The organism is Bradyrhizobium sp. C9 (genome assembly GCF_002532045.1).
Taxonomy (GTDB): domain Bacteria; phylum Pseudomonadota; class Alphaproteobacteria; order Rhizobiales; family Xanthobacteraceae; genus Bradyrhizobium.
Genome location: NZ_NWTG01000007.1, coordinates 210,528 through 233,203, shown reverse-complemented (window position 1 = coordinate 233,203; position 22,676 = coordinate 210,528). Strand labels below are relative to the sequence as shown.

Genomic DNA, 22,676 nt, shown 5'->3' with positions numbered 1-22,676 from the left:
GGAGATGACATGGGGTTCAACCTGACCGTCAACGGCGATCGCCTCACCTCTGCGGCCGATCCTGCCACCCCGCTGGTCGACATCCTGCGCGAGGAGATGCATCTGACCGGCGCGAAACCTGTCTGTCGCGAGGGCTTTTGCGGCGCTTGCCTGGTGCTGCTCGACGGCGAGCCCACGCCGTCGTGCCTGCTGCCCGCTGCGCTGGCCGATGGCCGCGAGATCCGTACCGTCGAAGGCCTTGCGCCTCAGGGAACGCTGAACTGCATCCAGGCCGCGCTCGAGGACAGCGATGCCGTTCAATGCGGCATGTGCTTTCCCGGCATGGTGGTGAGCCTGACGCATCTCCTGACGACCCGGCCCGACGCTACCCGTGACGACATCCTGATGGCGCTGACCGGAAACATCTGCCGCTGCACGGGCTATGAACGCATCGTCGAGGCGACATTGCTCGCCTTGGCCACGGCATGATCGGGAGCGCAAGCATGTCAGACGTTTCCGCAACGATGGATCTGCGCCGGCGCGACGCCGCCGATAAATTGCGTGGCCGCACCCGCTACACCATCGACCGGTATCTGCCCGGCATGCTGCATGCCGCGGTGCTGCGCGCCACCGCGCCGGCGGGGCGGATCATTCGCCTCGATACGTCCAGAGCGGCCCGCATGCCGGGCGTGCGCGCGATCGTAACGGCGGCCGATGCGCCCGGCATGATCGGGATCGGCATCGCCGACCACCCGCTCTTCGCCCGCGACGTCATCCGCTATGACGGCGAGCCGCTCGCGGCAGTCGCAGCCGCCACATTGGCGCAGGCGCAGGCCGCACTCGCGGCGATCGACGTGGAGATCGAGCCGTTCCCCGCCGTCTTGACCATGGCGGATGCGCTGGCATCGGGTGCGCCGCTGGTGCATCCGGACTGGCGCAGCTATGAGGTCTTGCTCGAAGGCAGCGCGCGCGGCGGCAACGTCGCCTGGGAGGCAACCGTCGTTCGCGGCGACGTCGATGCCGCCTTTGCCCGGCCCGACGTCGAGATCGTCGAAAGCTGCTTTCGCGTCGGCCGGCAGAACCACGTGGCCTTCGAGCCGCGCGCAGTCGTCGCGAGCTACGAGGATGGACGCTTCCATATCGAGACGTCAACACAGGTTCCCTGGAGCGTCCGCAATGCGACCGCGCGCCTGCTGGGCGTGCCGGCGTCGCAGGTCCGCGTCACGGTGCCACCGGTCGGCGGCGGCTTCGGTCTGAAGTTCGATCTGGCTGTTGAACCTTTCGCCGCCCTGCTCGCCCGCGCCAGCGGCCGGCCGGTGCGCCTCGTCAATTCGCGCGAGGAGGAGATGCTGACCTGCCTGTTCCGCGAGAACGCCGATATCCGCATTCGCTCGGCGGTGACGCGCGCGGGAGATATCGTGGGGCGTGAGGCGGTCGTCCTGATGGACTGCGGCGCCTATGGCGGCGAACAGATCTTCCTGACCACCATGACCGCGCACACGCTCGGCGGAAACTACCGGCTTGGAAGCGTGCGCATGGTCTCGCGCGCGGTCTACACCAACACGGCGCCAAACGGCGCGTTCCGCTGCTGCAACGGCGTCTACAACACCTTTGCGCTCGAGCGCCACACCGACGAGATCGCGGCGAGGATCGGAATGGATCCGCTGGCCTTCCGCCGTCGCAACGTGCTCGGCGACAAGGATCTCGGTGCCACCGGCCAGGTGTTCGAAGGCGATGTGCTCGGCCCAATGCTGGAGCGGATGGATACGCTGCGCGATGCGGCAGCGCCGCCACCGGCGCGCACCGACGGCCGGCTCTATGGGCGCGCGACCACCGTCGGCACCTGGTTCGTCTTCGTCGGTCCATCGGCCGCGACGGTGAACATGAATGCCGACGGCACGGCGACGCTGGTCACGTCGGGCGTGGAGATTGGATCCGGCTCGATGATGCAGAGCTTGCCGCAGATCGTGGCCAGCACGCTCGGCATTGCACCCGAGCACGTCATCGTCCGCGCCGCCGATACCGATGCAGCCGGTTATGACGTCGGCGTCGGCGGCGGCCGCACCACCGTTTCGCTCGGCGCGGCCAGCCTGTCGGCGGCGCAGGAGGTGCGCACCAAGCTCTTGAAGGTCGCCTCCGAGATGATCGAGGCTGCGCCCGATGATCTCGTCATGCGCGACGGGCGGATCGAGATCGCCGGCGCGCCAGGCTCCGGCCGTACGGTCGCGGAAGTCGCGACCCGCGCCCAGGCGCTGGCTGGCCCGGTGTCAGGCACCGGCGCATTCACCGGCGCCGGTGTGCCGGCGATGCCGGGCTGCGTGGCCGGACATTTCATCGACGCGATCGACATCCCCGTCTTCGCGGTCCACGACTGCGAGGTCGCCGTCGATCCGGAAACCGGACATGTCGAGGTACTCAGCTATCGCGTGGTGCAGGACGTCGGCCGCGCGCTGAATCCGCGCGCCATCCATGGCCAGATCCAGGGCGGTGTCGTGCAGGGGCTGGGTTATGCGTTGCACGAGGAAGTCACGATCGGCAGCAACGGCCGTGTCTGCCAGAGCGGTTTCGAGACCTATCGGGTGCCGCTGGCGCTCGATGTCGTGCCAGTGGAGATCGATCTCTACGAAGGTGCGCCGTCAATCGGACCGCTCGGGACCAAGGGTGCCGGCGAGGTGCCTATCCTGAATGTCGGAGCGGCCGTCGCCTGCGCGGTCGCAAACGCCACCGGCAAGTGCGTCCAGGCACTTCCATTGACCCCGCCACGCGTGCTCGAACTGCTGCTCGATCGCATGCAGGATCTGACACTTCCCCACATTGCCGACGCGTGGACCGACAATCTGACGCGTTCGCATCAGACCGCTCCCAAGACATAGCAATCAGCCGGCGGGCGGTGTCGCTAGACCCAGCCGCCGTCGACAATATGGCTCTGGTTGGTGCAGGCGCCGCTGTCATCGGCGGCGAAGAAGAGGACGACGCGAGCGATGTCGTCGGGCACGAGCTTGCGCTTGAGACATTGGCGCTGCATCAGCTCGGCCACACCTTCGGGCGTCAGCCACAGATCCTGCTGCCGCCGGGTCATGATCCATCCGGGCAGGATGGAGTTGACCCGCACATTGTGCGGCCCGAGATCGCGGGCCAGCGCGCGGGTGAGGCCCTGAACCGCTGATTTCGCCGTGGTGTAGCAGGGCATGTTGCCCTGACCGATCACCCAGCTCACCGAGCCGATGTTGACGATCGAACCGCCCCCTGCCTGCTTCATGTCGGGTACCACCGCCTGGGCGCTGAAGAACTGATGCTTCAAGTTGACGGCGATCCGCTCGTCCCAGAATTCCGGTGTCACGTCCTCGATCGCGTGACGGTCGTCGCGCGCCGCATTGTTGACCAGGATGGTGATCGGCCCAAGCGCCTCGCGGATGCCAGTAATCGCGCGTCGCAAGGCGGAGATGTCGCGCAGGTCGGCGTGCTCGAAGTGCACGCGGGCATGCGCTCCCAAATCGGACAGCAGCTGCTCCGAGGACATCACATCGATATCGATGAACCCGACCCTTGCGCCTTGGCTGATGAACTGGCGGACGATGGCCTCGCCGATGCCGGAACCGCCGCCGGTTACCAGGACGGTCCGGTCCTTGAGGCTTGGATAGATGGCACCCTGCATTGGCATTCTCTCGCTTTGGCGCCTGAAGCGCGTCGGTTGCGTTGCTGCGGCTCAAGCCAGGAGCCACAACCCCCGAGGTTCACTCGGTCGTCTCCATGTAGTTTCGATCCACCACCCGCAGCGTCCGCCGCACCATGCCGTCGACGATCGTCGCCGACTCGCTTGGACGCACATGAATCGCCGTGGACTTGAGCAGCCACGGCAACACCGCCAGCTCGAGGCGCTCCTCATAGGCACTGCGCATCATGTCAAACGCCTGCAGGCCGGGACCCGCAAGGATCAAGTGATGCGGGCGCAGCACCGAGATCGTCGTGGCGACCGCCTCGGCAAGCGCGTGGCCTGCCTGCCGGAACAGCTGTTCGAGACGGGGATCGCCGGCGCGTGCCCGCGCGCGCAACAGAGCCATCTGCGCCTCGGACGGTTGCTGCGACACCGCCGGCGGCAGATCGAGAAAGGTGCGGGCGTCGCGGTAGAGCGCATAGTCGGCGAGATGGGCCTCGATGCAGCCGCGCTGACCGCAGCGGCACTGCGGACCGTTCGGCGTCAACTTGACATGGCCGATCTCGCTGCCCGCGCCGGCACCCCAGCGCGCTTCACCGTCGACAACGATGCCCATGCCGATGCCGTGACCGACCATGAGCGTGGCCGTGAGGCCCTGTGCCAGCGCCGGCTCGGCCGCCACGAGGGCCAGCGCCACCGCGACCGCGTCGTTCGCCATCACGACTTCGACGCCGAATGCCTCGCGGATTGGCGTCGCCAGATCGACGTCGGTGATCGACAGCGCCGGGCTCCACAGATGCCGGCCGGTGTCGGCATCGACGATGCCCTGCAGCGCAATCCCGATTCCGAGCAGCCGCTCTCGCGGCGTGGCCGTCTCATCCAGCATGGCCTCGATCTGCGCGGTCACGAGATCGCACAATGCGCCTGCATCGAGCCCGCGGGTCGTGAGCTCGAGCCGCGATTGCGCCAGGGCAGAGCCGCTGAAATCGGCGATCAATGTCTCGATCAGGTTCATGCGCAGCGAGACCGCAATGATGCGGCCGAACTCGGGGTTCAGGGTCAGCAAGACCGCCGGCCGGCCGCGGCGACGGCCGTTCAGGCCATCCGTATCCTCTTCGTCGGTATCGTCCGGCAACGCCGTCGCCGCATCTGTCTCGGCTTCGCACAGCAGGTCTTCCGCCATCAGCTTCGACGTGATGGCCGAAATGGCCGGGAAGCTCAGTCCCGTGCTGCGGGCGAGTTCGACGCGCGGCAATGGCCCCTGACGCCGCAAGACTTCGACGAGACGGCCGCGGTTCGATCCGCGGGCCAGACTCGAAGCACGTCTCAGCGGTTCGGGCTGTTCATTCATATCGGCTTTTTTAATTCTCTTGGTGAAGTTATTCAACGCGAGCAACTCATATAATGGTCAAAAGGCGTCGATAGTGGCAACAATACACCACCACAACACTATTTTTGCTTGAATATTGGGGCATCAGCATCCTTGACTGGACATTTTGTCGCGCTAATTTATTAGTTACGTGAATAAAATAAGGCGTGAAAAGCGCCGAGCGTGAAAACCCCTCACCGGGGGTGTCGACAGGGAGGTGCATATGAATGACTCAATGAGAAGATTGATCGTGCCGCTGTTGGCGGGCGCAGCCGCGCTCGCGATGGCCACAGGGATAGCACAGGCGCAGCAGAAAAAGACCATCGCGCTGGTGACCAACGTCGCAGCCGACTTCTGGACCATCGCGGGCCGCGGGCTTGAGAAGGCGCAGAAGGAGCACCCGGAATACAATATCGAGTTGATCGTCACCAACGAAGGCACCGCGGCTGGCCAGCGGCGCGAGCTGGACGACCTCCTGGTGCGCGGTGTCGCCGGCATCTCGATCTCGGTCGACGATGCGCCGCATGCAACCGAAGAACTCAACAAGGTCGCGGCCAAGACCGTGCTGATCACGACGGACAGCGACGCGCCGCAGAGCAACCGTCTCGCCTATATCGGCACCGACAACGTCGCGGCCGGGCGACAGGCCGGCGAGGAGATCAAGAAGGCGCTGCCGAACGGCGGCAAGATCGCGCTGTTCGTCGGAACGATGGATGCCGACAACGCCCGCGAGCGCGTACAGGGCATCAAGGAATCGATCGCCGGCACCAAGGTCGAGCTGGTCGACGTGTTCACCGACCAGGTGGACTTTGCCAAGGCCAAGGCGAACATGGAGAACGTGCTCGTCAAATACCCTGATATCGCACTGCTCTCCGGCCTGTGGAGCTACGAGACTCCGCTGATCTATGATGCGGTGAAGGCCGCGGGCAAGGCCGGCAAGGTGAAGATCGTCGGCTTCGACGAGGACCAGCGCACGCTGCGGGGCATTTCCGACGGCACGATCGAATCCACCGTGGTGCAGCAGCCCTACGAGTTCGGCTATCTCTCCGCCACCAACATCATCAAGACGCTGAACGGCGACAAGTCCTGGATTCCGAAGGACAGCAAGCTGATCGTGCCGACCAAGGTGATCAGCAAGACCAACGTCGCGGAGTTCGCCGGGCAATTGAAGGAACTGCTGAAAAAGTAGCTTCAGTCGGCTTCACCGCCCGGCCGCCACTGGCCGCCGGGCGGGCTGCAGGAGGACATGCCGAATGGCGGAGACGCTGCTCGAACTCAGCGGAATCAGCAAGACCTACCCCGGAGTCAGGGCGCTCGACGACGTCAATTTGCGCGTCTGCCGCGGCGAGGTGCTGGGCCTGATCGGAGAGAACGGCGCCGGCAAATCGACGCTGATGCGCGTGCTGGCCGGCGTGATCGCGCCGAGCGCGGGCGTGATCCGCATCGGCGGCAACGACCACGCAAGGATGACGGTGAACGAGGCGACCCTCGCCGGCATCGCCTTTGTGCACCAGGAACTGAACCTGTTCGAGAATCTCGACGTCGCGGCCAATGTCTTCATCGGACGCGAGAAGCTCGCCGGCGGCCCGCTGAAGCTGGTGGACAATGCGCAGATGCACGCCCGCGTAACCCCGCTGCTGGAACGGCTCGGTGCCGATTTCGCGCCGAACACGCTGGTCGACAATCTGTCGATCGCCGAGCGCCAGATGGTGGAGATCGCCAAGGCGCTCTCGATCGATGCCCGCGTGATCATCATGGATGAGCCGACCTCCAGCCTGACGATTTCGGAGACGGAACGGCTGCTCGAGGTGATTGCCGACCTGAAGGCGCACGGCATCTCGGTGATCTACATCTCTCACCGGCTGGGTGAGATCATGAGCTGCGCCGATCGCGTCGTGGTGCTGCGCGACGGACGCACCGTGGGCGAGCTGGCGCGCAACGAGCTGAGCCATGCGGCAATGATCCGCCTGATGATCGGCCGTGACCTGAAGGCGCTGTACACGCCGCCGGCACGCTCGCCAGAGCCGGGTGGTTGCGATATCGCCGGCGTTGTGACGACGGCCTTTCCCGACCGGCAGATCGATCTTTCCGTGCGGCGCGGCGAGATCCTCGGCCTCGCCGGGCTCGTCGGCGCCGGCCGCACTTCGCTGGCCCGCGCCGTGTTCGGCGTCGACCCGTTGCTGGGTGGCGAGATCAGGATCGACAACACGCCGGTCGGCGTCGCCTCGCCGCGCGATGCCATCAGGCAAGGGATTTACCTCGTGCCGGAGGATCGCAAGAAATCCGGACTCGTGCTGGAGCTGCCGATCCGGGAGAACGTGACGCTCGCGAGCCTGCTGGATCACGCGCGGATGTGGCTGGTCAACGGCGGATCCGAGCGCAAGATCGCGAAGGAACAAGCACGGCGCCTGTCGATCAAGGCACCGAGCATCGACATCGAGGCCGTGACGCTCTCCGGCGGCAACCAGCAGAAGGTGGTGCTCGGCAAGTGGCTTTCGATGCAGCCGCGCGTGATGTTCTTCGACGAGCCGACCCGCGGCATCGATGTCGGCGCCAAGAGCGAGATCTACGCGCTGATGCGCAGCCTCGCCGACCAGGGCGTCGCGATCGTGATGATCTCATCCGACATGGAAGAGGTCATCGGCGTCTCCGACCGGGTCGCGGTGATGCATGAAGGCAGCGTCAGCGGCGTGCTCGAGCGCGACCAGTTCAGCGAATACAACGTGTTGAGACTGGCGGTCGGCCAGGCGCTCGAAACCCTGGAGACCGCTGCGCCATGATGAAGAAGGAACTCGGCCTGTTCTTGCTGCTGGCGGTGATCTCCGCCATCACCGGCGCGATCAATCCGGCCTTCCTGTCGTTCGTGAACCTGCTGAACATGGCCAATTTGATCGGCCTGTTCGGTGTGTTCGCGCTGGGCGAAGGATTGGTCATCATCACCGGAGGCATCGATCTTTCGCTCGGCTCGATGTTCGCGCTGCTTGGCGTCGTCTTCATCGACCTGCTGACGACGTATCAGGTGCCCTGGCCTTTCGCGCTGGTGCTGGTGCTGTTGGGCGGGCTCGCGCTGGGCGGCATCCAGGGTTTCCTGATCACCCGGCTGAAGATGCAGCCCTTCATCGTGACACTGTGCGGGCTGCTGATCTACCGCGGCGCCGCACGTTATTACACCAGCGATTCGACCCGCGGCTTCGGCTACGGCGACGAGGCCAGCACGCTGAGCAACATCGCCTCCGGCAATGTCGCGGGCATCCCGAACACCTTCATCTTCCTGATCATCCTTGCGGTGATCCTCGGCGTGCTGCTGCATCGTTCGGTCTACGGGCGCTGGCTTTATGCGGTGGGCAAGAACGAGGAAGCGGCGCGCTACTCCGGCATCAGGACGAATCTCGTGATCGCGACCGCCTATGTCATCAGCGGCGGCCTCGCCGGCGTCTCGACCGTGATGTTCGTCTTCTACACCAACTCGGTGTCCCCGAGTTCCTTCGGCAATTTCTACGAACTCTATGCGATTGCCGCGGCCGTCCTCGGCGGCTGCAGCCTGCGCGGCGGCGAAGGCTCCATTCTCGGCATCGTGCTGGGGACAGCGCTGCTGCAGGTGCTGCAGAACCTCGTGAACATCCTCGGCATTCCGAACTCCCTGAACTTCGCGGTGATGGGAACCGTGATTCTGATCGGCGTGCTGGCAGATCAGCAATTGCAGGCCCGGCGCAGGCGCAAGGCGGCGCTCGCCGGCCTCGCCCGCACGGCACCTCGATCAAAGGAAACCACGATGCTGCAAAGCGCGTCTCCGCGCGGCGCGGCAGCGTTGCCGACGAGCGCGGGCGACCAGGCTTAGCTCGACGACGAAGAACCGGGATCGGGAATATGACCGCGGCGACTTGGGTAGAGGGACAGGGGAAGAGTTCGATGCGCAAGACTGATCAGGCATCCGACGCTCGCGTCCATGTCGGCGCTGTGGGCCGAGCCCGGCCGCGGGCAGACCTCACCACCGTCCTGAATGGCTTTGGTGCGCGTGGATTTTCTATCTCAAGTTGACGAGTCGCTACACTGACGGGGGCACGTTCCAGGCTGAAGGGCTTTGGGCAGGAACGTGACGCAAAAATGGACAAAGCCGGGGACGCTGGGAGTGCAGAAAATGTCACCTTGGTCTGTAAACATCGCGCGAGCGTGCGGCGTGGGGATCGCCTTGTTATCTCTGTCCAACGTCGGCGCACATGCCGCCGATCTCTTAACGAAGGCTCCGCCTGTGCCTTACACGGAGACCGATGATTTCTGGACGCGACCGTATCTGTTCGGCGATCTCGGCAGGACGCAGCTGAAGGAGCGGGGCATCTCGCTGGCCCTGACGCTGGGCGATGAAGCCGTCACCAACCTGTCAGGCGGCAACAGGAACACCGGCGCCAACGCCGGACAGCTGTTTTTTCAGGCCAAGTTCGACATGGCGAAACTTGCCGGCATCCAGGGCGGCACGGTCGGTCTCACACTGGTCGATCGCTTCGGCCGCAACCTGAACGACGAGGCAGGCATTCCGGCCTTGCAGCTCACCAACGAAGTGTTCGGCCGCGGCAACATCCTGCGCCTCACCGAACTCTACTACTCGCAGAAGCTGTTCGATGATCGCCTTGAACTCAAGGGCGGCCGCTTGCCGGTCGGCTCGGACTTCTTCTTCGGCCTGTGCGAGTTCATCAACCTGACCTTCTGCGGCGGTCAGCCCGGCAACATCCAGGGTGGCTACATCTACAACTGGCCGGTGAGCCAATGGGCCGGTGTCGCACACTACAACTTCACCAAGGAATGGCAGCTTTCGGTCGGCGTCTACGACGCCAATCCGAACTATCTGACGACCTCGGACTCCGCGACCTACTTCCTGCCGGGCGTCCCCGGCTCGAGCCGGGCCTCCGGCGTGCTCGTGCCGGTCGAGGTGGTCTGGGCGCCGAGCGGTCCGCTGAACGGGACCTGGCGCTTCGGCGGCTGGTATGACAGCGCGTCGACGATCGACGGTGGCCTCCCCGGTATCATCGCGATCGCCCCCGGCATCGGTGGCGTCTCGGACCAGAATCTGGGCGATCAACGCGGCCGCTATGGCATCTATGAATCGATCCTGCAGCGGCTGACCGTTGAAGGTGCAAAGGCACAGGGTTGGTACATGTTCCTCAATACGACCGTCGCCGATCACCGGACGTCGTATCAGGACTACCAGGTCGCCCTGGGCTTCAGGCACACCGGAACGTTCTCCTGGCGCCCGGAAGACGAAGTCGGCTTCGCAGTGGGTACGACCCACGTGAATTCGGCGGCGCTCACCCTGAATGCGGGTGGAAACGAAGTTCCGATCGAAGCCTGGTACGGCTGGCAGGCGACCGGCTGGATGAACCTCAAGTTCGACGCCCAATACGTGATCAATCCCGGCGGGCGCGGCTACAATGCCGCCGGCATCAAGACCGAGAATGCCTGGGTCCTTGGCCTGCGCACGCTGGTGCATTTCTGATCGGGAGGGGTTGCCAGCATGTCTGAGCGAAACCAGCCATGGTAACCCCTCACGACGCCGGGCTCGCGGTCCTTGAGTTGAAGGGCATCGGCAAGGAGTTCGGCGCCATTCGCGCGTTGCATGGCGTCGACCTGCGCGTTTCTCCCGGCGAGGTGCTCGGCCTGATGGGAGATAACGGCGCCGGCAAATCGACGCTGGTCAAGCTCATTGCCGGCAATTTCCCGCCGAGCCACGGCGAGATCCGCTTTGACGGCAAGCCGGTTCATTTCGCCCGACCGATCGATGCCCGCGCGATCGGGATCGAAGTGGTCTACCAGGACCTCGCGCTCGCCGACAACCTCACGGCAGCGGCCAATGTCTTCCTCGGCCGTGAGCTCAAGCGCAGGCTTGGTCCGTTCGCGTTGCTCGACCACAAGGCGATGGCGGCCCGCGCGCTCGAGCTGTTCGGCGAGCTGCGCTCGGAGACCCGGCCGCACGATCTCGTCAAGCAGATGTCGGGCGGTCAGCGCCAGGCGGTCGCGATCGCACGGACGCGGCTGTCGAATGCCAAGCTCGTGATGATGGACGAGCCGACGGCCGCGATCTCTGTCCGGCAAGTCGAGCAGGTGCTGGGCCTGATCCATCGTCTGAAGGAACAGGGCGTCGCGGTGATGCTGATCTCGCACCGCATGCCCGACGTGTTCGCGGTCTGCGACCGCGTCGTCGTCATGCGCCGCGGCGAGAAACGCGCCGACAAAGCGATCGCCGACACCAGCCCCGAAGAAGTCACCTCCCTCATCACGGGAGCGAAGGAGGCTGCGTGATGGCCACGCCCCTGGAATCTCCCATCACCTTCACCAATGTCGGCAAGGCCAAATGGTGGCAGAGCGGCTTGTTTGCCTCGCAGACCGGCTACGTCCTGCTCGCGCTGGTGGCGCTGTTCGTGGTGATGAACTTCGCCAGCCCCTACTTCCTCACCGAGGGCAACATCCAGAATGTGGCGAAGAATTTTTCCTTCATCGCCATCGCCACGCTCGGCGTGACTTTCGTCATCATCACGGGCGGCATCGATCTCTCGGTCGGCTCGGTGATGTGCTTTTCCGCGATGATCACCTCGATGGTCATGACGCAGATCTCGACACCGGGCATGGCTGGCGCTGACTGGTTCGTACATCTGGCCGGCGACGGCAAGACCGTGATCGCCAATGTGCCCGGATTGATCCTGCTGGTCTCGATCCTGGCAGGGCTCGGCGTCGCACTGATCGTCGGCCTGGTCAATGGCTTCTGCATCGCGGTGCTCGGACTGTCGCCCTTCGTCACCACGCTCGGCATGCTCTCGATCGTGCGCGGCCTCGGCTACGTCGTCTCCAACGGCCGCGGCAGCTTTCCCAGCGGCCCCGACGCCGGTTATTTCTACACGCTGACGTCGGGCGTCGCGTTCGGCATGCCCGCACCGTTCATCTACCTCGTCATTCTCGCGGTCGCGATGGCAGTCGTACTGCACCACACCGGCTTCGGCCGCCACGTCTTCGCCGTCGGCGGCAATGAGAAGGCGGCAGCGCTGACCGGCATTCCGGTCGTCCGGGTAAAGATCGAGATCTACGTGATCTGCGCGCTCGCCGCGGGCCTGCAAGGCATCATCATCTGCGGCTGGCTGGGATCGGCGCCGGCAAACATGGCGACGTCCTACGAGCTCAATGTCATCGCGGCCGCCGTCATCGGCGGCGCCAATCTCGCCGGCGGCGCCGGCGGCCCGCTCGGAGCGATCGTCGGCTGCGTGCTGCTCGAGGTGATCCGCAACGGCCTCGTGCTCGCGCAGGTCAACTCCTATTGGCAGCAGACCTTGGTGGGCGTGATCATCATCGCAGCGGTGCTGGTCGATCGCCTCCGCTCGCGCATGGCCTGAAGAGTTCGTCCCCGGAGGATCATGAATGTTCGCCTATCCGCCTCCGGGAGGCGCTGATTTCGAGGAATAGGCACAAGAACAATGTGGAGGGAAGCAATGAGGAAGACACTTCTTGCCGCCGCGGTCCTCGCCATGATGGCGACGCCCGGCTTTGCCCAGAGCTACAAGTTCGTGATCGTGCCCAAGGCGATGAACAATCCGTTCTTCGATTTCGCGCGCGACGGTTGCCAGAAGCGCGCCAAGGAACTCGGCAACATCGAATGCATCTACAAGGGTCCTGTCGAGCACGAGCCGGCGACGCAGGCGCAGATCATCCAGGACTTCATCACCCAGAAGGTGGACGGCCTCGCCATCTCGGTCGCCGACGTTGCCGCAATGACCAAGTCGATCGAGGCGGCGACGGCGGCCGGCATCGCCGTCATCACGTTCGACTCGGATGCGCCGGGCTCGAAGCGGATTGCCTATATCGGCACCGACAACAAGGAGTTCGGCGTCGCGCTCGGCAAGCAGTTGCTCAAGCTCCGGCCCGATGGCGGAAAATACGCGATGATCTCCGGCGGGCCGGGAGCGGCCAACCTCGCCGAACGCGTCGATGGCGTTCGCGAAGCGCTCAAGGGTTCGAAGTGGACCGAAGTCGGGGGATCGCCGACCTTCTGCAACGACGACCCTGCGCTGGGCGTTCAGCAGATGACCGATCTGCGCACCGCAACTCCCGACCTTGCTGCGATCATCCCGGTCGGCGGCTGGCCGATGTTCGCGCCGGAAGGCTTCAAGGCGTTCGCCAGCAAGAGCAAGACGGAGATCAATGCAGGCAAGTTCACGCTCGTCGTGGCCGACACCCTCAAGATGCAGCTTGAACTTCTGAACGAGGGCTATGCCAATGGGCTGATCGGCCAGCGCCCGTTCGAGATGGGCGAGAAAGCGATGGATACGCTGCTTGCCATCAAGAAGGGCCAGAAGGTGCCGGAGATCATCCACACCGGTCTCGACGTCGTAACCAAGGACAACGTTGCGGCGATGCTGAAGTAGCAGCCCGGAGGCCGCATCGCCTATTCGTTGAAAACCGCAGCTCGGCGCACAAGATCGGCGCCCTTGGTGACGGGGCAAGGCTACCACGCCTTTCCCCACGCCAACCAAACCTACGATACTGCCGGAGTGCCTTCTCGAGCGTTGAGCGCGACGCCTTCCGACCTGCAGCAGCCGGATAGATGGACTACAAAGCGCGGAACCCGCGGAAGGGATTTCTCCGGCGATCGCTTTTTTCAAAATGCCCGCGGCTTGCGTAGAAGATTGTTTCATCTAGCATTGATGCAGACATTTCATTTGAACGAGAGTTCTGCACATGACCGACATCCAAACGCTTTCGGCGGTCGCGCCCCGTCGCCTCGATGCGATTGATCGCAAGATCCTGCGGGTTCTCCAGGAAGACGCATCGCTATCGGTCGCCGAGATCGGCGAGCGCGTTGGACTTTCCTCGACCCCTTGCTGGAAGCGCGTGCAGCGTCTGGAGAACGAGGGCGTCATCACCGGCAAGGTCGCTCTCGTCGACCAGAACAAGATCGGCCTGGGTCTGTCGGTCTTCGTGTCCGTCGAGAGCGACGACCACTCCGACACGTGGCTGAGGAGATTTGCGTCGGTCGTCAGCGCGATGCCCGAGGTGATCGAGTTTTACCGCATGGCCGGCGACATCGACTACGTCCTGCGTGTGGTCGTCGCCGATATGCAGAGCTATGATTTGTTCTACAAGAAGCTGATCGGCGCGATTGCATTGAGGAATGTGACCTCGCGCTTCGCGATGGAAAAGATCAAGTCGGTGACCGCCCTGCCTGTCCCGGCACTCGCGCCAGCGTAGCCGAGCGTGGCCGACGATTGGCGATCATATCGGCACTTCACGCGGTAGGAAGGTGACGCGGACGCTGGCGCTCGAAGTCACCGAACACGGCATTCGCGTCAACGCCGTCGGCTCGGGCGACGTGGCGCCGAGTAACTGGGCCATCGCTGCTCGTTTCCGGTGATGGCCATCGCGGATGGCGCCCTCGGAAAGGGCTCCCGCGGCACAGTTAGTGGAATTTTTCGTCACGTGATCCTTAGTCGCAACGCACAACTATTTACGCGGCTTGGTTGTGGCTGTACTAAGCCATCCATGAGGCTCGATGGAATTCAGATTGGAAGAGCGGTCGCGGCGCTCAGCGTTCTCTACTTCCACTCTTGGCTAGCGCTGGTCCGTTTCCCGGAAAACGCCGCCTACCCAATTGCCCCCCTTGCGAAATTCGGAGAACTCGGCGTTGATCTCTTCTTTGCGATCAGCGGCTTTGTCATCTGCATGATCGCAACTAAGAAGACCTTTTCTCCCATCGAGTTTCTAACCAAGAGGGTCTTACGCATCTACCCTCTTTGGCTGTTCTGTCTCGCGACCTTTGCAATTTTGGCTGCGATTTGGCGCGGTTGGCAGAACTACGAGACGCCGACCTATTTCCTCTATTCAGCGACTCTGTTGCCGACCAAGGAGCTGCCCTTCTATGGCATCGGATGGACACTCCAACATGAAATGGCGTTCTACGCCCTGGTAACGATACTGTTTCCGTTGGTTCGACTTCCTGGGGTCATCGTAGCGCTGATAGCGTCATTCGCCCTGCGGGAGTATGGCCCGTGGTACGTCTCCAAGCTTGCAGCTTTCCACCTCGAATTTGCTGCGGGCATTCTTGCTTATATCCTCTGGCCCAAACTGAGGTGGATGGGATCGCTCCTGCCGATAGCCGTTGGCCTGATCACGCTCTGCGCCCTGTTTTACTATTTGTCGCGCCTGTGGGTCGCCCCGGCGCTGTTCTTGACTATCGTTGGCTTCGCTAACCTGAAAACGGGCCCTCTCACGCAATGGCTGGTACGAACAGGCGATCAATCGTACTCAATCTACCTGATACACCCGATCATCTTTTGGGGCTGCTCGGCGGTCACGAGCAAGATGGTAACACACGTTCCACTATGGAGCTTGGAGCCAATCCGGTTTGCTTGCATCTTCCTTGTCGTTTTCGTATCCCGGATCACCTGGAAGATGATCGAGCGACCATCAATCCACCTCGGAAGTAGACTGGCTCGGCGATGGTCAGCCGAAGCTGAAGCTGCGCCAGCTTAGATAGTCCGCGTGAAGTAGTTGCGCATCGCCGTCCCAACGCCGAGGGAGGCGCACAAATTCAACCAAGACCCTACATGAGTGTCCGCGACCGCCAATGCGGTTCTAGACGCGGCTCACCACCTGCCCGCGGCGTCGCCGGCCACAAAGCAAGCTGCACTGCATCCGGCGATCCTCAAGCGATATGAGGAGCAATTCGGCCGGCTTGAGGAAGCGCTAGCGAAAGGTGTCGGCGCGGGCGATGGAGAGGCCGCCGAAGCCATCAGAGAGTTCGTCGAGACCGTCACCGTCTTCCGAGATCAGCGCAGGCAGCCGATGTAATCGCGGAGATCGCAGCTCGGCTAAACGCCCTGCTGGGGGAGCAGGCTTATCCCAACCGCGTCAAGGAGTGTGGGGAGAGATGGTAGCGGGAGAGGGACTCGAACCCCCGACCCCAGGATTATGATTCCCGTGCTCTAACCAGCTGAGCTACCCCGCCATGGGCTCGCGATCGGCGGCATGCAAGCCGCGGGTGCGAACGCGCGGCATATAAAGAGTGGCACGCACGCCTGTCAAGCAAACCCGGACGAGACCGCAAACTATTGCAGACAGGGGCTATTTTGGCCGGACCGAAGGGTCGCCGCCGGGGCTGCCGGGCGGCGGAATCACCGGCGTGTTGCCGCCTTGCGGGGTCGGCGCACGCATTTCGGGGTCGACGCCGGCCGGCGGACACAGCACGCCGTCGGATTTGGCGAGTTTGTCGCCTAGCGGCTGGCCGGCCTGCCCGGTTGTGGTTCCCTCCGGCACCGCAGCCCCCGGATGCGAAGGCTGCTGCGGCGCGCAATTCGCGGCGGCGCGCTGCGGCGCCGGCGGCGCGGTCTGTGCCGGCGGCGTGGCAGGCGTCGGCGGAGCCTGCGCAGCGGCCACAACGGGCGCCAGCATCAGGATCCCGGACAAAGCGAGTGTTCGATTGATCCTCATGGCGGGAAAACCGCGACGACGCGCCGATGTTCCCGTCAAAATCGCAGCAAGCCTCACGATTTGCGGAAGCGGATCAGCGAGAAATGCCCCATCGGTGGCATCGGCCGGCGTTCCGCAAGGCTGACGCCGCCATGCTTGGCGGCCCAGTTGGTCAACCGCTCCCACGGAAATTCCGGACGCCAGCCGAGCCGCCGCGCCAGCGGCGCGAAGGCGAGCTCGAAGATGCGGCGCGGGCCGCTCTCGGCGCCGATGTGGTTGACCAGGATCAGCTCGCCACCCGGCTTCAGCACACGAATGAAATCATCGAGCGTCGCCTCGGGATCCGGCACCGCGGTGATGACGTATTGCGCGACCACCGCGTCGAAGAACGAATCCGGGAATGCGAGGTTCTTGGCGTCCATCACCGCCAGCGTCTCGACATTGCTGAGGCCCAGCGCGCGCACGCGCTTGAGCGCCCGCCGCAGCATCGGCTCGGAAATATCGACGCCGCACAGTCTTGTGGTGCGCGCATATTCCGACAGCGACAGCCCGGTGCCGACGCCGACATCGAGCACGCGTCCGCCGATCCGGTCGGCTTCCGCGATCGTCGACTGACGGCCCTGATCGAACACCTTGCCGAACACCAGATCGTAGATCGGTGCCCAGCGGCCATACGCCTTTTCGACCCCCTCGCGGTCGATGTCCCCAGCCATTCCCCTGCCCCGATGCTTCTTCTATCTAGCCGCGAACCGCTTCCGCGAGCGGCGCCATCGCATCCTGCGTCGCGGCCCGCGCGACGCGGCTCGCGCTCGCACTCCTGATGAAGCCGCCGCCGAGTACACGCGCCTGCCCGGAAGGCGCGTCGTAGAACACGCAGGCCTGGCCGGGCGACACGCCCTCCTCGCCGGCGACGAGCTCGACCTCATAGCCGCCATCGACGGCGCGCAGCCATGCCGGCTGCGGCGCACGCGTCGAACGCACGCGGACATAAATCTCGATGCCCTCGCCGATCACGCGGTCCAGCGCACCACCGCCGATCCAGTTGACGTCGCGCAGCGCGATGCGATCCATCCGCAGCGCCTCGCGCGGCCCGACCACGACCCGGCGCGTCGCCGCATCGAGCTTGACAACATAGAGCGGATGGCTTGATGCGATGCCGAGGCCCTTGCGCTGGCCGACGGTGAAATGAACGATGCCCTGGTGCTGGCCGATGACATTGCCGGCGAGATCGACGACGTCGCCCGGCGCGATCGCATTCGGCTTCAGCCGTCCGATGATGTCGGTGTAGCGGCCGGTCGGCACGAAGCAGATGTCCTGGCTGTCCTGCTTGTCGGCGACCTCGAGGTCGAAGCGCCGCGCCAGCTCGCGGGTCTGCGGCTTGGTCATGTCGCCGAGCGGGAAGCGCAGGAAGTCGAGCTGCTCGCGCGTCGTCGCGAACAGGAAATAGCTCTGGTCGCGATCGGCATCCGCCGCGCAGATGAGCGAGCGCGATCCATCGGCAAGCCGGCGCGAGGCGACATAGTGTCCGGTGGCCAGCGCCTGGGCGCCGAGCTCGCGGGCGGTCGAGAGCAGGTCGCGAAACTTGACCGAGCGGTTGCACTCGATGCATGGCACCGGCGTCTCGCCGAGCGCGTAGCTGTCGGCGAAATTGTCGATCACCGATTGCTTGAAGCGGCTTTCGTAGTCGAGCACGTAATGCGGAATGCCGATCCGCTCCGCGACATTGCGCGCATCGTGGATGTCGCGGCCGGCGCAGCAGGCGCCCTTGCGATGGGTCGCAGCACCATGGTCGTAGAGCTGCAGCGTGATCCCGACCACGTCATAGCCCTGCGACTTCAACAGCGCAGCCGTTACCGACGAGTCGACGCCGCCGGACATGGCAACGACGATCCGTGTGTCTTCAGGGCGGCCTTCAAGATCCAGACTGTTGAGCATCTCTAAGCGGTCATTGGTCACTGTCGCGGCGAGCTTATGCGCTCCGCGACGAAATTGGAAAAAGCCTTTGTCCAGAAAGCCTTAGAACGCGTCCAAGGCCGGTTCGGTCGGTTCGGGACGCGTCGGAGGCCACCTTTAATATAGGCCGTATTCCGGCGAGGCAATCCGGCGGAATCCGTAGCAGCCGTGCGCGGACGGCAAATCTTGCCGCCGGGCAAAAACGGGGCCTGCCGGGAACCTGTTCCAGGCCGAGCGCACGACCATTAAGCAATTGAAATTGTTATATATTTATTACGACCGATGGTTGGCCCGCTCCTTGCTGACAAAACGCCGGAAGTCTCATTTGCGAGGGTTGGCAGTGGTCAGCGTGACGTCGGAAGCATTGGCAAGCCGGTCTTTTCAGGGCTCGACGACACGGTCGGCGCGGCCCGACCCCGCCTCGCAGGCGGGGAACGACGGCTTTGCCGCGCTGGTCGACAGCAACACTGCGTCCACGAGCGACAACAACAGGTACGACGCCCAGCCGGCGCCCGCGCGCCGGTCCGACGATTCGTCCTCGACGACCGATGCACGCTCCCGCGACACCAGCGCGGCCCCCGATCGGACGTCGCGGGATTCCGGCAGCTCGCGCGATGACAACAAGGTCGATAGCGGCAGCGACGCGCCGCCGAAGACCAAGTCGAAATCGAAATCCGACGACTCGAAATCGAGCACCGACACGCAATCCACCGGCGACAAGGCCACGGCGCAAGCCGTGGCGCAGCCGGATCCAGCCAACGCGGCTTTGGCGAGCGCCGTGGTTGCCGTCCCCGTTGCCGCTGCAGCGGCGACCGACCCGGCAGCGACGGCGACCGCGCCATCCGGCCAACCCGCGGCACCGCTTGCGATCGCGGCTGCGGCCATCGCGGCAAGCTCCGCCATCGCCGGCACTGGTGCGGCGGCCGGCAGCGGTGCGCCTGCCGGCGCCGACACCGCAACGGCGGCGACCACCGCGGCGAATGCCGACAAGGTCGCCAAGGCGGCCGGCGTCAAGACCGAGGGACAGGTCATCACGACGGATGCGGCAACGGTCTCGGGCGCCGCGACGGCGACCGGCGATGCGACACTCGCCGCCACCGTCGCCGCCGGAACGCCGGCCACGAAGACGACGACGCAAGCCAAGACACAGGTGGCCGCAACGGACGCGACCGCGACAACGCCGACCGGCCAGGACGGCGCGGCCCAGGGCAACGCCAACACCGCTCAGGCCGCTCCGGCCACCATCGTTCCCGCAGCCACGCAGCCAACCGCTGTTTCCGGCAAGGCAAAGGCCACGGCCGACGGCGCAGCCGATGCCATCAAGGCCGATGCCAGCGGCGACGGCAACGCCGCGCCGACCCCGACGGCCGGCAGCCACGCGGCGGCGCAGGCCCAGCTCACGACACCCGATCCCAGCGCGCAGGCGGCCAATGCACTCCAGGCCCAACTGCCGACCAGCCAGACGACACCGTCTGCGACCGCGCAATTGACCGTGACCAACGCCGCGCAAACCGCCGCCGTGCCGCTCAGCGGACTTGCGATGCAGATCGCCGCCTCCGCCAAGAGCGGCAAGAGCCGCTTCGAGATCCGGCTCGACCCCGCCGAGCTCGGCCGCATCGATGTCCGCATCGATGTCGATCGCAACGGCCAGGTGACCTCGCATCTCACCGTCGAACGGCCGGAAACGCTGTCGATGCTGCGCCAGGACGCCAACCAGCTGCAGCGCGCGCTCGACAATGCCGGCTTGTCGACCGGCAATGGCGGATTGCAGTTCAGCCTGCGCGACCAGTCGCAGTCGGGCCAGAACAACAACGGCCAGTCCAATCCGAACGCTCATCGTTTGATCGTTGCCGAAGAGGACAGTGCTCCCGCCGCGGTCGCAGGCCGTTCTTACGGCCGTGCAAGCAGCGCCCTCGGCGGCGTCGATATCAGAGTGTAGGGAGTTCATCATGGCAGTCGATGCAACCATGCCGACGCCGGTCGTTTCAGCACCGGGCACCAGCAACGGAACGAGCTCCGGAAGCAGCAGCACCGGCAGCGGCCTCACGACCTCGTCGCAGGGCATCGCCGACAATTTCCAGACCTTCCTGACACTGTTGACCACACAGTTGCAGCACCAGAACCCACTCGACCCGCTCGACACCAACCAGTTCACCCAGCAGCTCGTGCAGTTCGCGGGCGTCGAGCAGCAGCTGAAATCCAACGATCAGCTCAAGCAGCTGATCGCGATCGAGAAGAGCGCGCAGTCGACCCAGGCGCTGGTCTATGTCGGCAACACGGTCGCGGTCGACGGCAGCAAGACCCAGTTCAACAAATCCGCGACCTGGAATCTGGTGTCCCCGCAAGCCACCAGCGCCACCATCACGATCACGAGCGCGTCCGGCCAGACCGCCTATTCCGGCAATTTCAACCTGAAGCAGGGCAACGCCAGCTTCGTCTGGGACGGCAAAGGCAATGACGGCACGCAATGGCCGGCCGGCACTTACACGCTGACCGCGACCGGCAAGGACTCCAAGGGCAACGACCTCGCCATCTCGACCGAGATTCAGGGCGTCGTCGACTCCGTCGACCTGACCGCCTCGCCGCCGCTGCTCTCGATCGGCGGCCAGACCTACACCACCGACAAGATCAAGCGGGTGGTGCGCGGCGCGACGAGCAGCAGCTGAGCCAGGGCTCTTTTCCGCATCGCGAGTTGCCGCATACACGCCTGTCGTCCCGGCGAAAGCAGGGACCCATACTCCGTGGCGGGCGTTGTCGGCGGGGCTCGCCATGCCAGCAACGCGCAACAATGACCTTCGGTGGTTATGGGTCCCTGCCCCCGTGCGCAACTGCGCACCAGGCAGGGACGACACCGAATTTGCAGCACGGCCTGTGAGTCATGCATCCGCATTCTCGCAAGCGGGCCTGCGTCGTCGGGCAGCTCAATACCAAGGCCTCATGCCTCCCAAGCGACATCGGCAGACACAAACAGCAATAAATTGCCACGCGTCAGCTTCCTGTAAGCAAGCGGACGTTATCCTGATGTTCTGCGCTTGAACGCCAATTCCGCCCTGAAACTCCGCAGCTGCCCAGGCTGCGCGCCTTGACCGCCGGCAAGAGCTAGCCCGTGACCCCGACACGCCCCACCCCGCCAGACCCCGCCCAGACCACGCCACGGCATGCGGTCGCACCCCACCCGCAGCTTGCCGACACAATGACCGAGAATGCGCGTCTCAGGACCATCGCCATCACGGTCATGCTCGAGATCGCAGTGCTTCGGGAACGGCTGCCGCCGACTGCCGGCGAGTAACAACGCGGCCGGAGTGGACTGACGAGGCGAGGCCGTCTCGCCGCACTGACGAGCCCCGAACGGCAATGGGGCGGCCTTGGGCTGGTGTCCACCTGTAACCAAGACGGACCTCGACAATTTGCCGTAATCCGTCATCGATTTGCACACGCATCCAGTTTAGGTAGAGCGCTTGCCCTGATCGCTACCCAAGACAATTTGCATCCGAGGGAGCCTCACTTGAAAGAATTGAAGATGCTGGGCGCCCTGATTGGCGGTGCCGCGATCGGCGTTGGCGCATCGTTTCCGCTCATGATGGCGTACGCCTTTGTCTATATGGGTTTTCACAACCTCTTGCCCTGGATGGCGCCCGATCCCTCCGCAAGGCGAAGCCTCCCGTTCCTGCTGGGCCTTTATGCCATCTGGTTCTTCCTCGTCATGTTGTTCGTCAGAAAGGCCGGAGAGCTTCGGGCGGTCCACCTGTTCTTGCTCGTCCTGCCATGGCCCTCCATCATCATCCTGCACATGTGGTCGTCGTCGAGCGTGATCTAGCTCGATGAGACGGCCGCGGTGAGGCAGCGTGCCGGCCGCGCAACCGGCGCGGCCCGCTCGATGTCCTCGCCGCATCAATAGATACGGACGTGATTGGCCTCGAACGTCACCGGAAAATTGTTGCTGTTCTGCAAGGTCAGGATCAGCACGACGCCGACACCGCCGCGGTGATCCCAGTACACGGCCCGGTCGGTCTCGCGCAGCGGCTGCATCGAGGTCTGGTTCTTCTCGAAATGCGGCGCGATCGATACGTCGAAAAACTCGTTCGGCGCCTTCGAATCCTTGCCCCACCAGAACGTGAACGGCTGGCTCGAATTGGCGGCGATCGTATAGGTGCCTTGCTTGTGGTCGATATTGGCCATGATGTCAGGGTCCTTCGTTTTCCATTCGTCGCTCCGATGCGACGCCCCGACAATGACGTGGCACGTCCATACGCGCCGTGAGATACGTCACTCAGACTT

23 protein-coding genes and 1 tRNA gene are annotated in these 22,676 nt (G+C 64.3%); 16 read left to right on the top strand and 8 right to left on the bottom strand.

Annotated elements, in window-relative coordinates; genetic code table 11:
- The first annotated feature begins 9 nt into the window (after nucleotides 1-9).
- A complete protein-coding gene (locus CO675_RS17980) occupies nucleotides 10-468 on the top strand; it encodes a (2Fe-2S)-binding protein (RefSeq protein WP_097673228.1) in 459 nt (152 codons plus the stop codon).
- Between the two features lie 14 nt (nucleotides 469-482).
- Nucleotides 483-2,852, top strand: coding sequence for a xanthine dehydrogenase family protein molybdopterin-binding subunit (locus tag CO675_RS17975; protein WP_097673343.1), 2,370 nt, complete (start codon nucleotides 483-485; stop codon nucleotides 2,850-2,852).
- 23 nt (nucleotides 2,853-2,875) lie between these two features.
- Here the strand turns inward: CO675_RS17975 and CO675_RS17970 are convergent, their stop codons facing one another.
- Both CO675_RS17970 and CO675_RS17965 read right to left on the bottom strand, forming a co-directional pair.
- Nucleotides 2,876-3,634, bottom strand: a complete 759-nt coding sequence (locus tag CO675_RS17970) for an SDR family NAD(P)-dependent oxidoreductase (RefSeq protein WP_097673227.1) — start codon at nucleotides 3,632-3,634, stop codon at nucleotides 2,876-2,878.
- A gap of 79 nt (nucleotides 3,635-3,713) precedes the next feature.
- The gene (locus CO675_RS17965) at nucleotides 3,714-4,985 is read right to left on the bottom strand and encodes an ROK family protein (protein WP_097673226.1); all 1,272 of its coding nucleotides are present in this window, start codon (nucleotides 4,983-4,985) and stop codon (nucleotides 3,714-3,716) included.
- A 241-nt stretch (nucleotides 4,986-5,226) separates the two neighbouring features.
- On the opposite strand from CO675_RS17965, the gene CO675_RS17960 reads away from it, so the two are divergent.
- The 10 genes from CO675_RS17960 to CO675_RS41470 all read left to right on the top strand — a co-directional run bounded on the left by CO675_RS17960 (nucleotide 5,227) and on the right by CO675_RS41470 (nucleotide 15,827).
- Nucleotides 5,227-6,192: a sugar-binding protein gene (locus CO675_RS17960; protein WP_097673225.1), complete on the top strand. Its 966-nt coding sequence runs from the start codon at nucleotides 5,227-5,229 to the stop codon at nucleotides 6,190-6,192.
- A 64-nt stretch (nucleotides 6,193-6,256) separates the two neighbouring features.
- Nucleotides 6,257-7,783 (top strand): sugar ABC transporter ATP-binding protein, encoded by a 1,527-nt coding sequence (locus CO675_RS17955; RefSeq protein ID WP_097673224.1) that lies wholly within the window; start codon nucleotides 6,257-6,259, stop codon nucleotides 7,781-7,783.
- Nucleotides 7,780-8,841: an ABC transporter permease gene (locus CO675_RS17950; protein WP_097673223.1), complete on the top strand. Its 1,062-nt coding sequence runs from the start codon at nucleotides 7,780-7,782 to the stop codon at nucleotides 8,839-8,841. Before CO675_RS17955 ends, CO675_RS17950 begins: the two co-directional genes overlap by 4 nt.
- A gap of 300 nt (nucleotides 8,842-9,141) precedes the next feature.
- Nucleotides 9,142-10,491 carry a carbohydrate porin gene (locus CO675_RS17945; RefSeq protein ID WP_097673222.1) on the top strand — a complete coding sequence of 450 codons (1,350 nt, stop codon included), beginning with the start codon at nucleotides 9,142-9,144 and terminating at the stop codon, nucleotides 10,489-10,491.
- A 38-nt stretch (nucleotides 10,492-10,529) separates the two neighbouring features.
- Complete coding sequence (locus CO675_RS17940; RefSeq protein ID WP_097673221.1) at nucleotides 10,530-11,294, top strand: ATP-binding cassette domain-containing protein; 765 nt, start codon at nucleotides 10,530-10,532, stop codon at nucleotides 11,292-11,294.
- A complete protein-coding gene (locus CO675_RS17935) occupies nucleotides 11,294-12,376 on the top strand; it encodes an ABC transporter permease (RefSeq protein WP_198964643.1) in 1,083 nt (360 codons plus the stop codon). The genes CO675_RS17940 and CO675_RS17935 overlap by 1 nt, the downstream gene beginning before the upstream one ends.
- Before the next feature lie 96 nt (nucleotides 12,377-12,472).
- Nucleotides 12,473-13,405 carry a sugar-binding protein gene (locus CO675_RS17930; RefSeq protein WP_097673219.1) on the top strand — a complete coding sequence of 311 codons (933 nt, stop codon included), beginning with the start codon at nucleotides 12,473-12,475 and terminating at the stop codon, nucleotides 13,403-13,405.
- A 313-nt stretch (nucleotides 13,406-13,718) separates the two neighbouring features.
- Nucleotides 13,719-14,228: an Lrp/AsnC family transcriptional regulator gene (locus CO675_RS17925; RefSeq protein ID WP_097673218.1), complete on the top strand. Its 510-nt coding sequence runs from the start codon at nucleotides 13,719-13,721 to the stop codon at nucleotides 14,226-14,228.
- Nucleotides 14,229-14,519: 291 nt separating this feature from the next.
- Entirely contained in the window at nucleotides 14,520-15,509 is a 990-nt protein-coding gene (locus CO675_RS17920) for an acyltransferase family protein (RefSeq protein WP_158231264.1), read from the top strand.
- A 78-nt stretch (nucleotides 15,510-15,587) separates the two neighbouring features.
- Entirely contained in the window at nucleotides 15,588-15,827 is a 240-nt protein-coding gene (locus CO675_RS41470; protein WP_245452804.1) for a hypothetical protein, read from the top strand.
- 80 nt (nucleotides 15,828-15,907) lie between these two features.
- On the opposite strand, the gene CO675_RS17910 is transcribed toward CO675_RS41470, so the two are convergent.
- The 5 genes from CO675_RS17910 to CO675_RS41465 all read right to left on the bottom strand — a co-directional run bounded on the left by CO675_RS17910 (nucleotide 15,908) and on the right by CO675_RS41465 (nucleotide 19,100).
- Nucleotides 15,908-15,984 (bottom strand) — tRNA-Met (locus CO675_RS17910).
- 116 nt (nucleotides 15,985-16,100) lie between these two features.
- The gene (locus CO675_RS17905; protein ID WP_198964642.1) at nucleotides 16,101-16,466 is read right to left on the bottom strand and encodes a hypothetical protein; all 366 of its coding nucleotides are present in this window, start codon (nucleotides 16,464-16,466) and stop codon (nucleotides 16,101-16,103) included.
- A gap of 53 nt (nucleotides 16,467-16,519) precedes the next feature.
- Nucleotides 16,520-17,158, bottom strand: coding sequence for a class I SAM-dependent methyltransferase (locus CO675_RS17900; RefSeq protein ID WP_097673216.1), 639 nt, complete (start codon nucleotides 17,156-17,158; stop codon nucleotides 16,520-16,522).
- Between the two features lie 25 nt (nucleotides 17,159-17,183).
- Nucleotides 17,184-18,380 carry a tRNA 2-thiouridine(34) synthase MnmA gene (mnmA, locus tag CO675_RS17895; protein ID WP_097673215.1) on the bottom strand — a complete coding sequence of 399 codons (1,197 nt, stop codon included), beginning with the start codon at nucleotides 18,378-18,380 and terminating at the stop codon, nucleotides 17,184-17,186.
- Nucleotides 18,381-18,779: 399 nt separating this feature from the next.
- Complete coding sequence (locus CO675_RS41465; RefSeq protein WP_245452803.1) at nucleotides 18,780-19,100, bottom strand: hypothetical protein; 321 nt, start codon at nucleotides 19,098-19,100, stop codon at nucleotides 18,780-18,782.
- Between the two features lie 76 nt (nucleotides 19,101-19,176).
- Here CO675_RS41465 and CO675_RS17890 point away from each other — a divergent pair, with 76 nt between their 5' ends.
- The 4 genes from CO675_RS17890 to CO675_RS17880 all read left to right on the top strand — a co-directional run bounded on the left by CO675_RS17890 (nucleotide 19,177) and on the right by CO675_RS17880 (nucleotide 22,215).
- Nucleotides 19,177-20,337, top strand: a complete 1,161-nt coding sequence (locus tag CO675_RS17890) for a flagellar hook-length control protein FliK (protein WP_245452802.1) — start codon at nucleotides 19,177-19,179, stop codon at nucleotides 20,335-20,337.
- Between the two features lie 10 nt (nucleotides 20,338-20,347).
- Nucleotides 20,348-21,064, top strand: a complete 717-nt coding sequence (locus CO675_RS17885; protein ID WP_097673213.1) for a flagellar hook assembly protein FlgD — start codon at nucleotides 20,348-20,350, stop codon at nucleotides 21,062-21,064.
- A 440-nt stretch (nucleotides 21,065-21,504) separates the two neighbouring features.
- A complete protein-coding gene (locus CO675_RS39995) occupies nucleotides 21,505-21,687 on the top strand; it encodes a hypothetical protein (RefSeq protein WP_143279037.1) in 183 nt (60 codons plus the stop codon).
- A gap of 216 nt (nucleotides 21,688-21,903) precedes the next feature.
- Nucleotides 21,904-22,215: a hypothetical protein gene (locus tag CO675_RS17880; RefSeq protein WP_143279036.1), complete on the top strand. Its 312-nt coding sequence runs from the start codon at nucleotides 21,904-21,906 to the stop codon at nucleotides 22,213-22,215.
- A 74-nt stretch (nucleotides 22,216-22,289) separates the two neighbouring features.
- Here CO675_RS17880 and CO675_RS17875 read toward each other — a convergent pair whose 3' ends face one another.
- Nucleotides 22,290-22,577, bottom strand: a complete 288-nt coding sequence (locus CO675_RS17875; RefSeq protein ID WP_097673211.1) for a hypothetical protein — start codon at nucleotides 22,575-22,577, stop codon at nucleotides 22,290-22,292.
- Nucleotides 22,578-22,676 lie beyond the last annotated feature (99 nt).

What these genes read in the sequence shown, in the direction of transcription:
- CO675_RS17940 (WP_097673221.1), top strand. Translation starts at nt 10,530, where the DNA reads ATGGTAACCCCTCACGACGCCGGGCTCGCGGTCCTTGAGTTGAAGGGC.
- CO675_RS17975 (WP_097673343.1), top strand. Translation starts at nt 483, where the DNA reads ATGTCAGACGTTTCCGCAACGATGGATCTGCGCCGGCGCGACGCCGCC.
- CO675_RS17980 (WP_097673228.1), top strand. Translation starts at nt 10, where the DNA reads ATGGGGTTCAACCTGACCGTCAACGGCGATCGCCTCACCTCTGCGGCC.
- CO675_RS17935 (WP_198964643.1), top strand. Translation starts at nt 11,294, where the DNA reads ATGGCCACGCCCCTGGAATCTCCCATCACCTTCACCAATGTCGGCAAG.
- CO675_RS17965 (WP_097673226.1), bottom strand. Translation starts at nt 4,985, where the DNA reads ATGAATGAACAGCCCGAACCGCTGAGACGTGCTTCGAGTCTGGCCCGC.
- CO675_RS17920 (WP_158231264.1), top strand. Translation starts at nt 14,520, where the DNA reads ATGAGGCTCGATGGAATTCAGATTGGAAGAGCGGTCGCGGCGCTCAGC.
- CO675_RS17900 (WP_097673216.1), bottom strand. Translation starts at nt 17,158, where the DNA reads ATGGCTGGGGACATCGACCGCGAGGGGGTCGAAAAGGCGTATGGCCGC.
- CO675_RS17885 (WP_097673213.1), top strand. Translation starts at nt 20,348, where the DNA reads ATGGCAGTCGATGCAACCATGCCGACGCCGGTCGTTTCAGCACCGGGC.
- CO675_RS17950 (WP_097673223.1), top strand. Translation starts at nt 7,780, where the DNA reads ATGATGAAGAAGGAACTCGGCCTGTTCTTGCTGCTGGCGGTGATCTCC.
- CO675_RS17945 (WP_097673222.1), top strand. Translation starts at nt 9,142, where the DNA reads ATGTCACCTTGGTCTGTAAACATCGCGCGAGCGTGCGGCGTGGGGATC.
- CO675_RS17875 (WP_097673211.1), bottom strand. Translation starts at nt 22,577, where the DNA reads ATGGCCAATATCGACCACAAGCAAGGCACCTATACGATCGCCGCCAAT.
- CO675_RS17905 (WP_198964642.1), bottom strand. Translation starts at nt 16,466, where the DNA reads ATGAGGATCAATCGAACACTCGCTTTGTCCGGGATCCTGATGCTGGCG.
- CO675_RS17955 (WP_097673224.1), top strand. Translation starts at nt 6,257, where the DNA reads ATGGCGGAGACGCTGCTCGAACTCAGCGGAATCAGCAAGACCTACCCC.
- CO675_RS17925 (WP_097673218.1), top strand. Translation starts at nt 13,719, where the DNA reads ATGACCGACATCCAAACGCTTTCGGCGGTCGCGCCCCGTCGCCTCGAT.
- mnmA (WP_097673215.1), bottom strand. Translation starts at nt 18,380, where the DNA reads ATGCTCAACAGTCTGGATCTTGAAGGCCGCCCTGAAGACACACGGATC.
- CO675_RS17960 (WP_097673225.1), top strand. Translation starts at nt 5,227, where the DNA reads ATGAATGACTCAATGAGAAGATTGATCGTGCCGCTGTTGGCGGGCGCA.
- CO675_RS17930 (WP_097673219.1), top strand. Translation starts at nt 12,473, where the DNA reads ATGAGGAAGACACTTCTTGCCGCCGCGGTCCTCGCCATGATGGCGACG.
- CO675_RS17970 (WP_097673227.1), bottom strand. Translation starts at nt 3,634, where the DNA reads ATGCAGGGTGCCATCTATCCAAGCCTCAAGGACCGGACCGTCCTGGTA.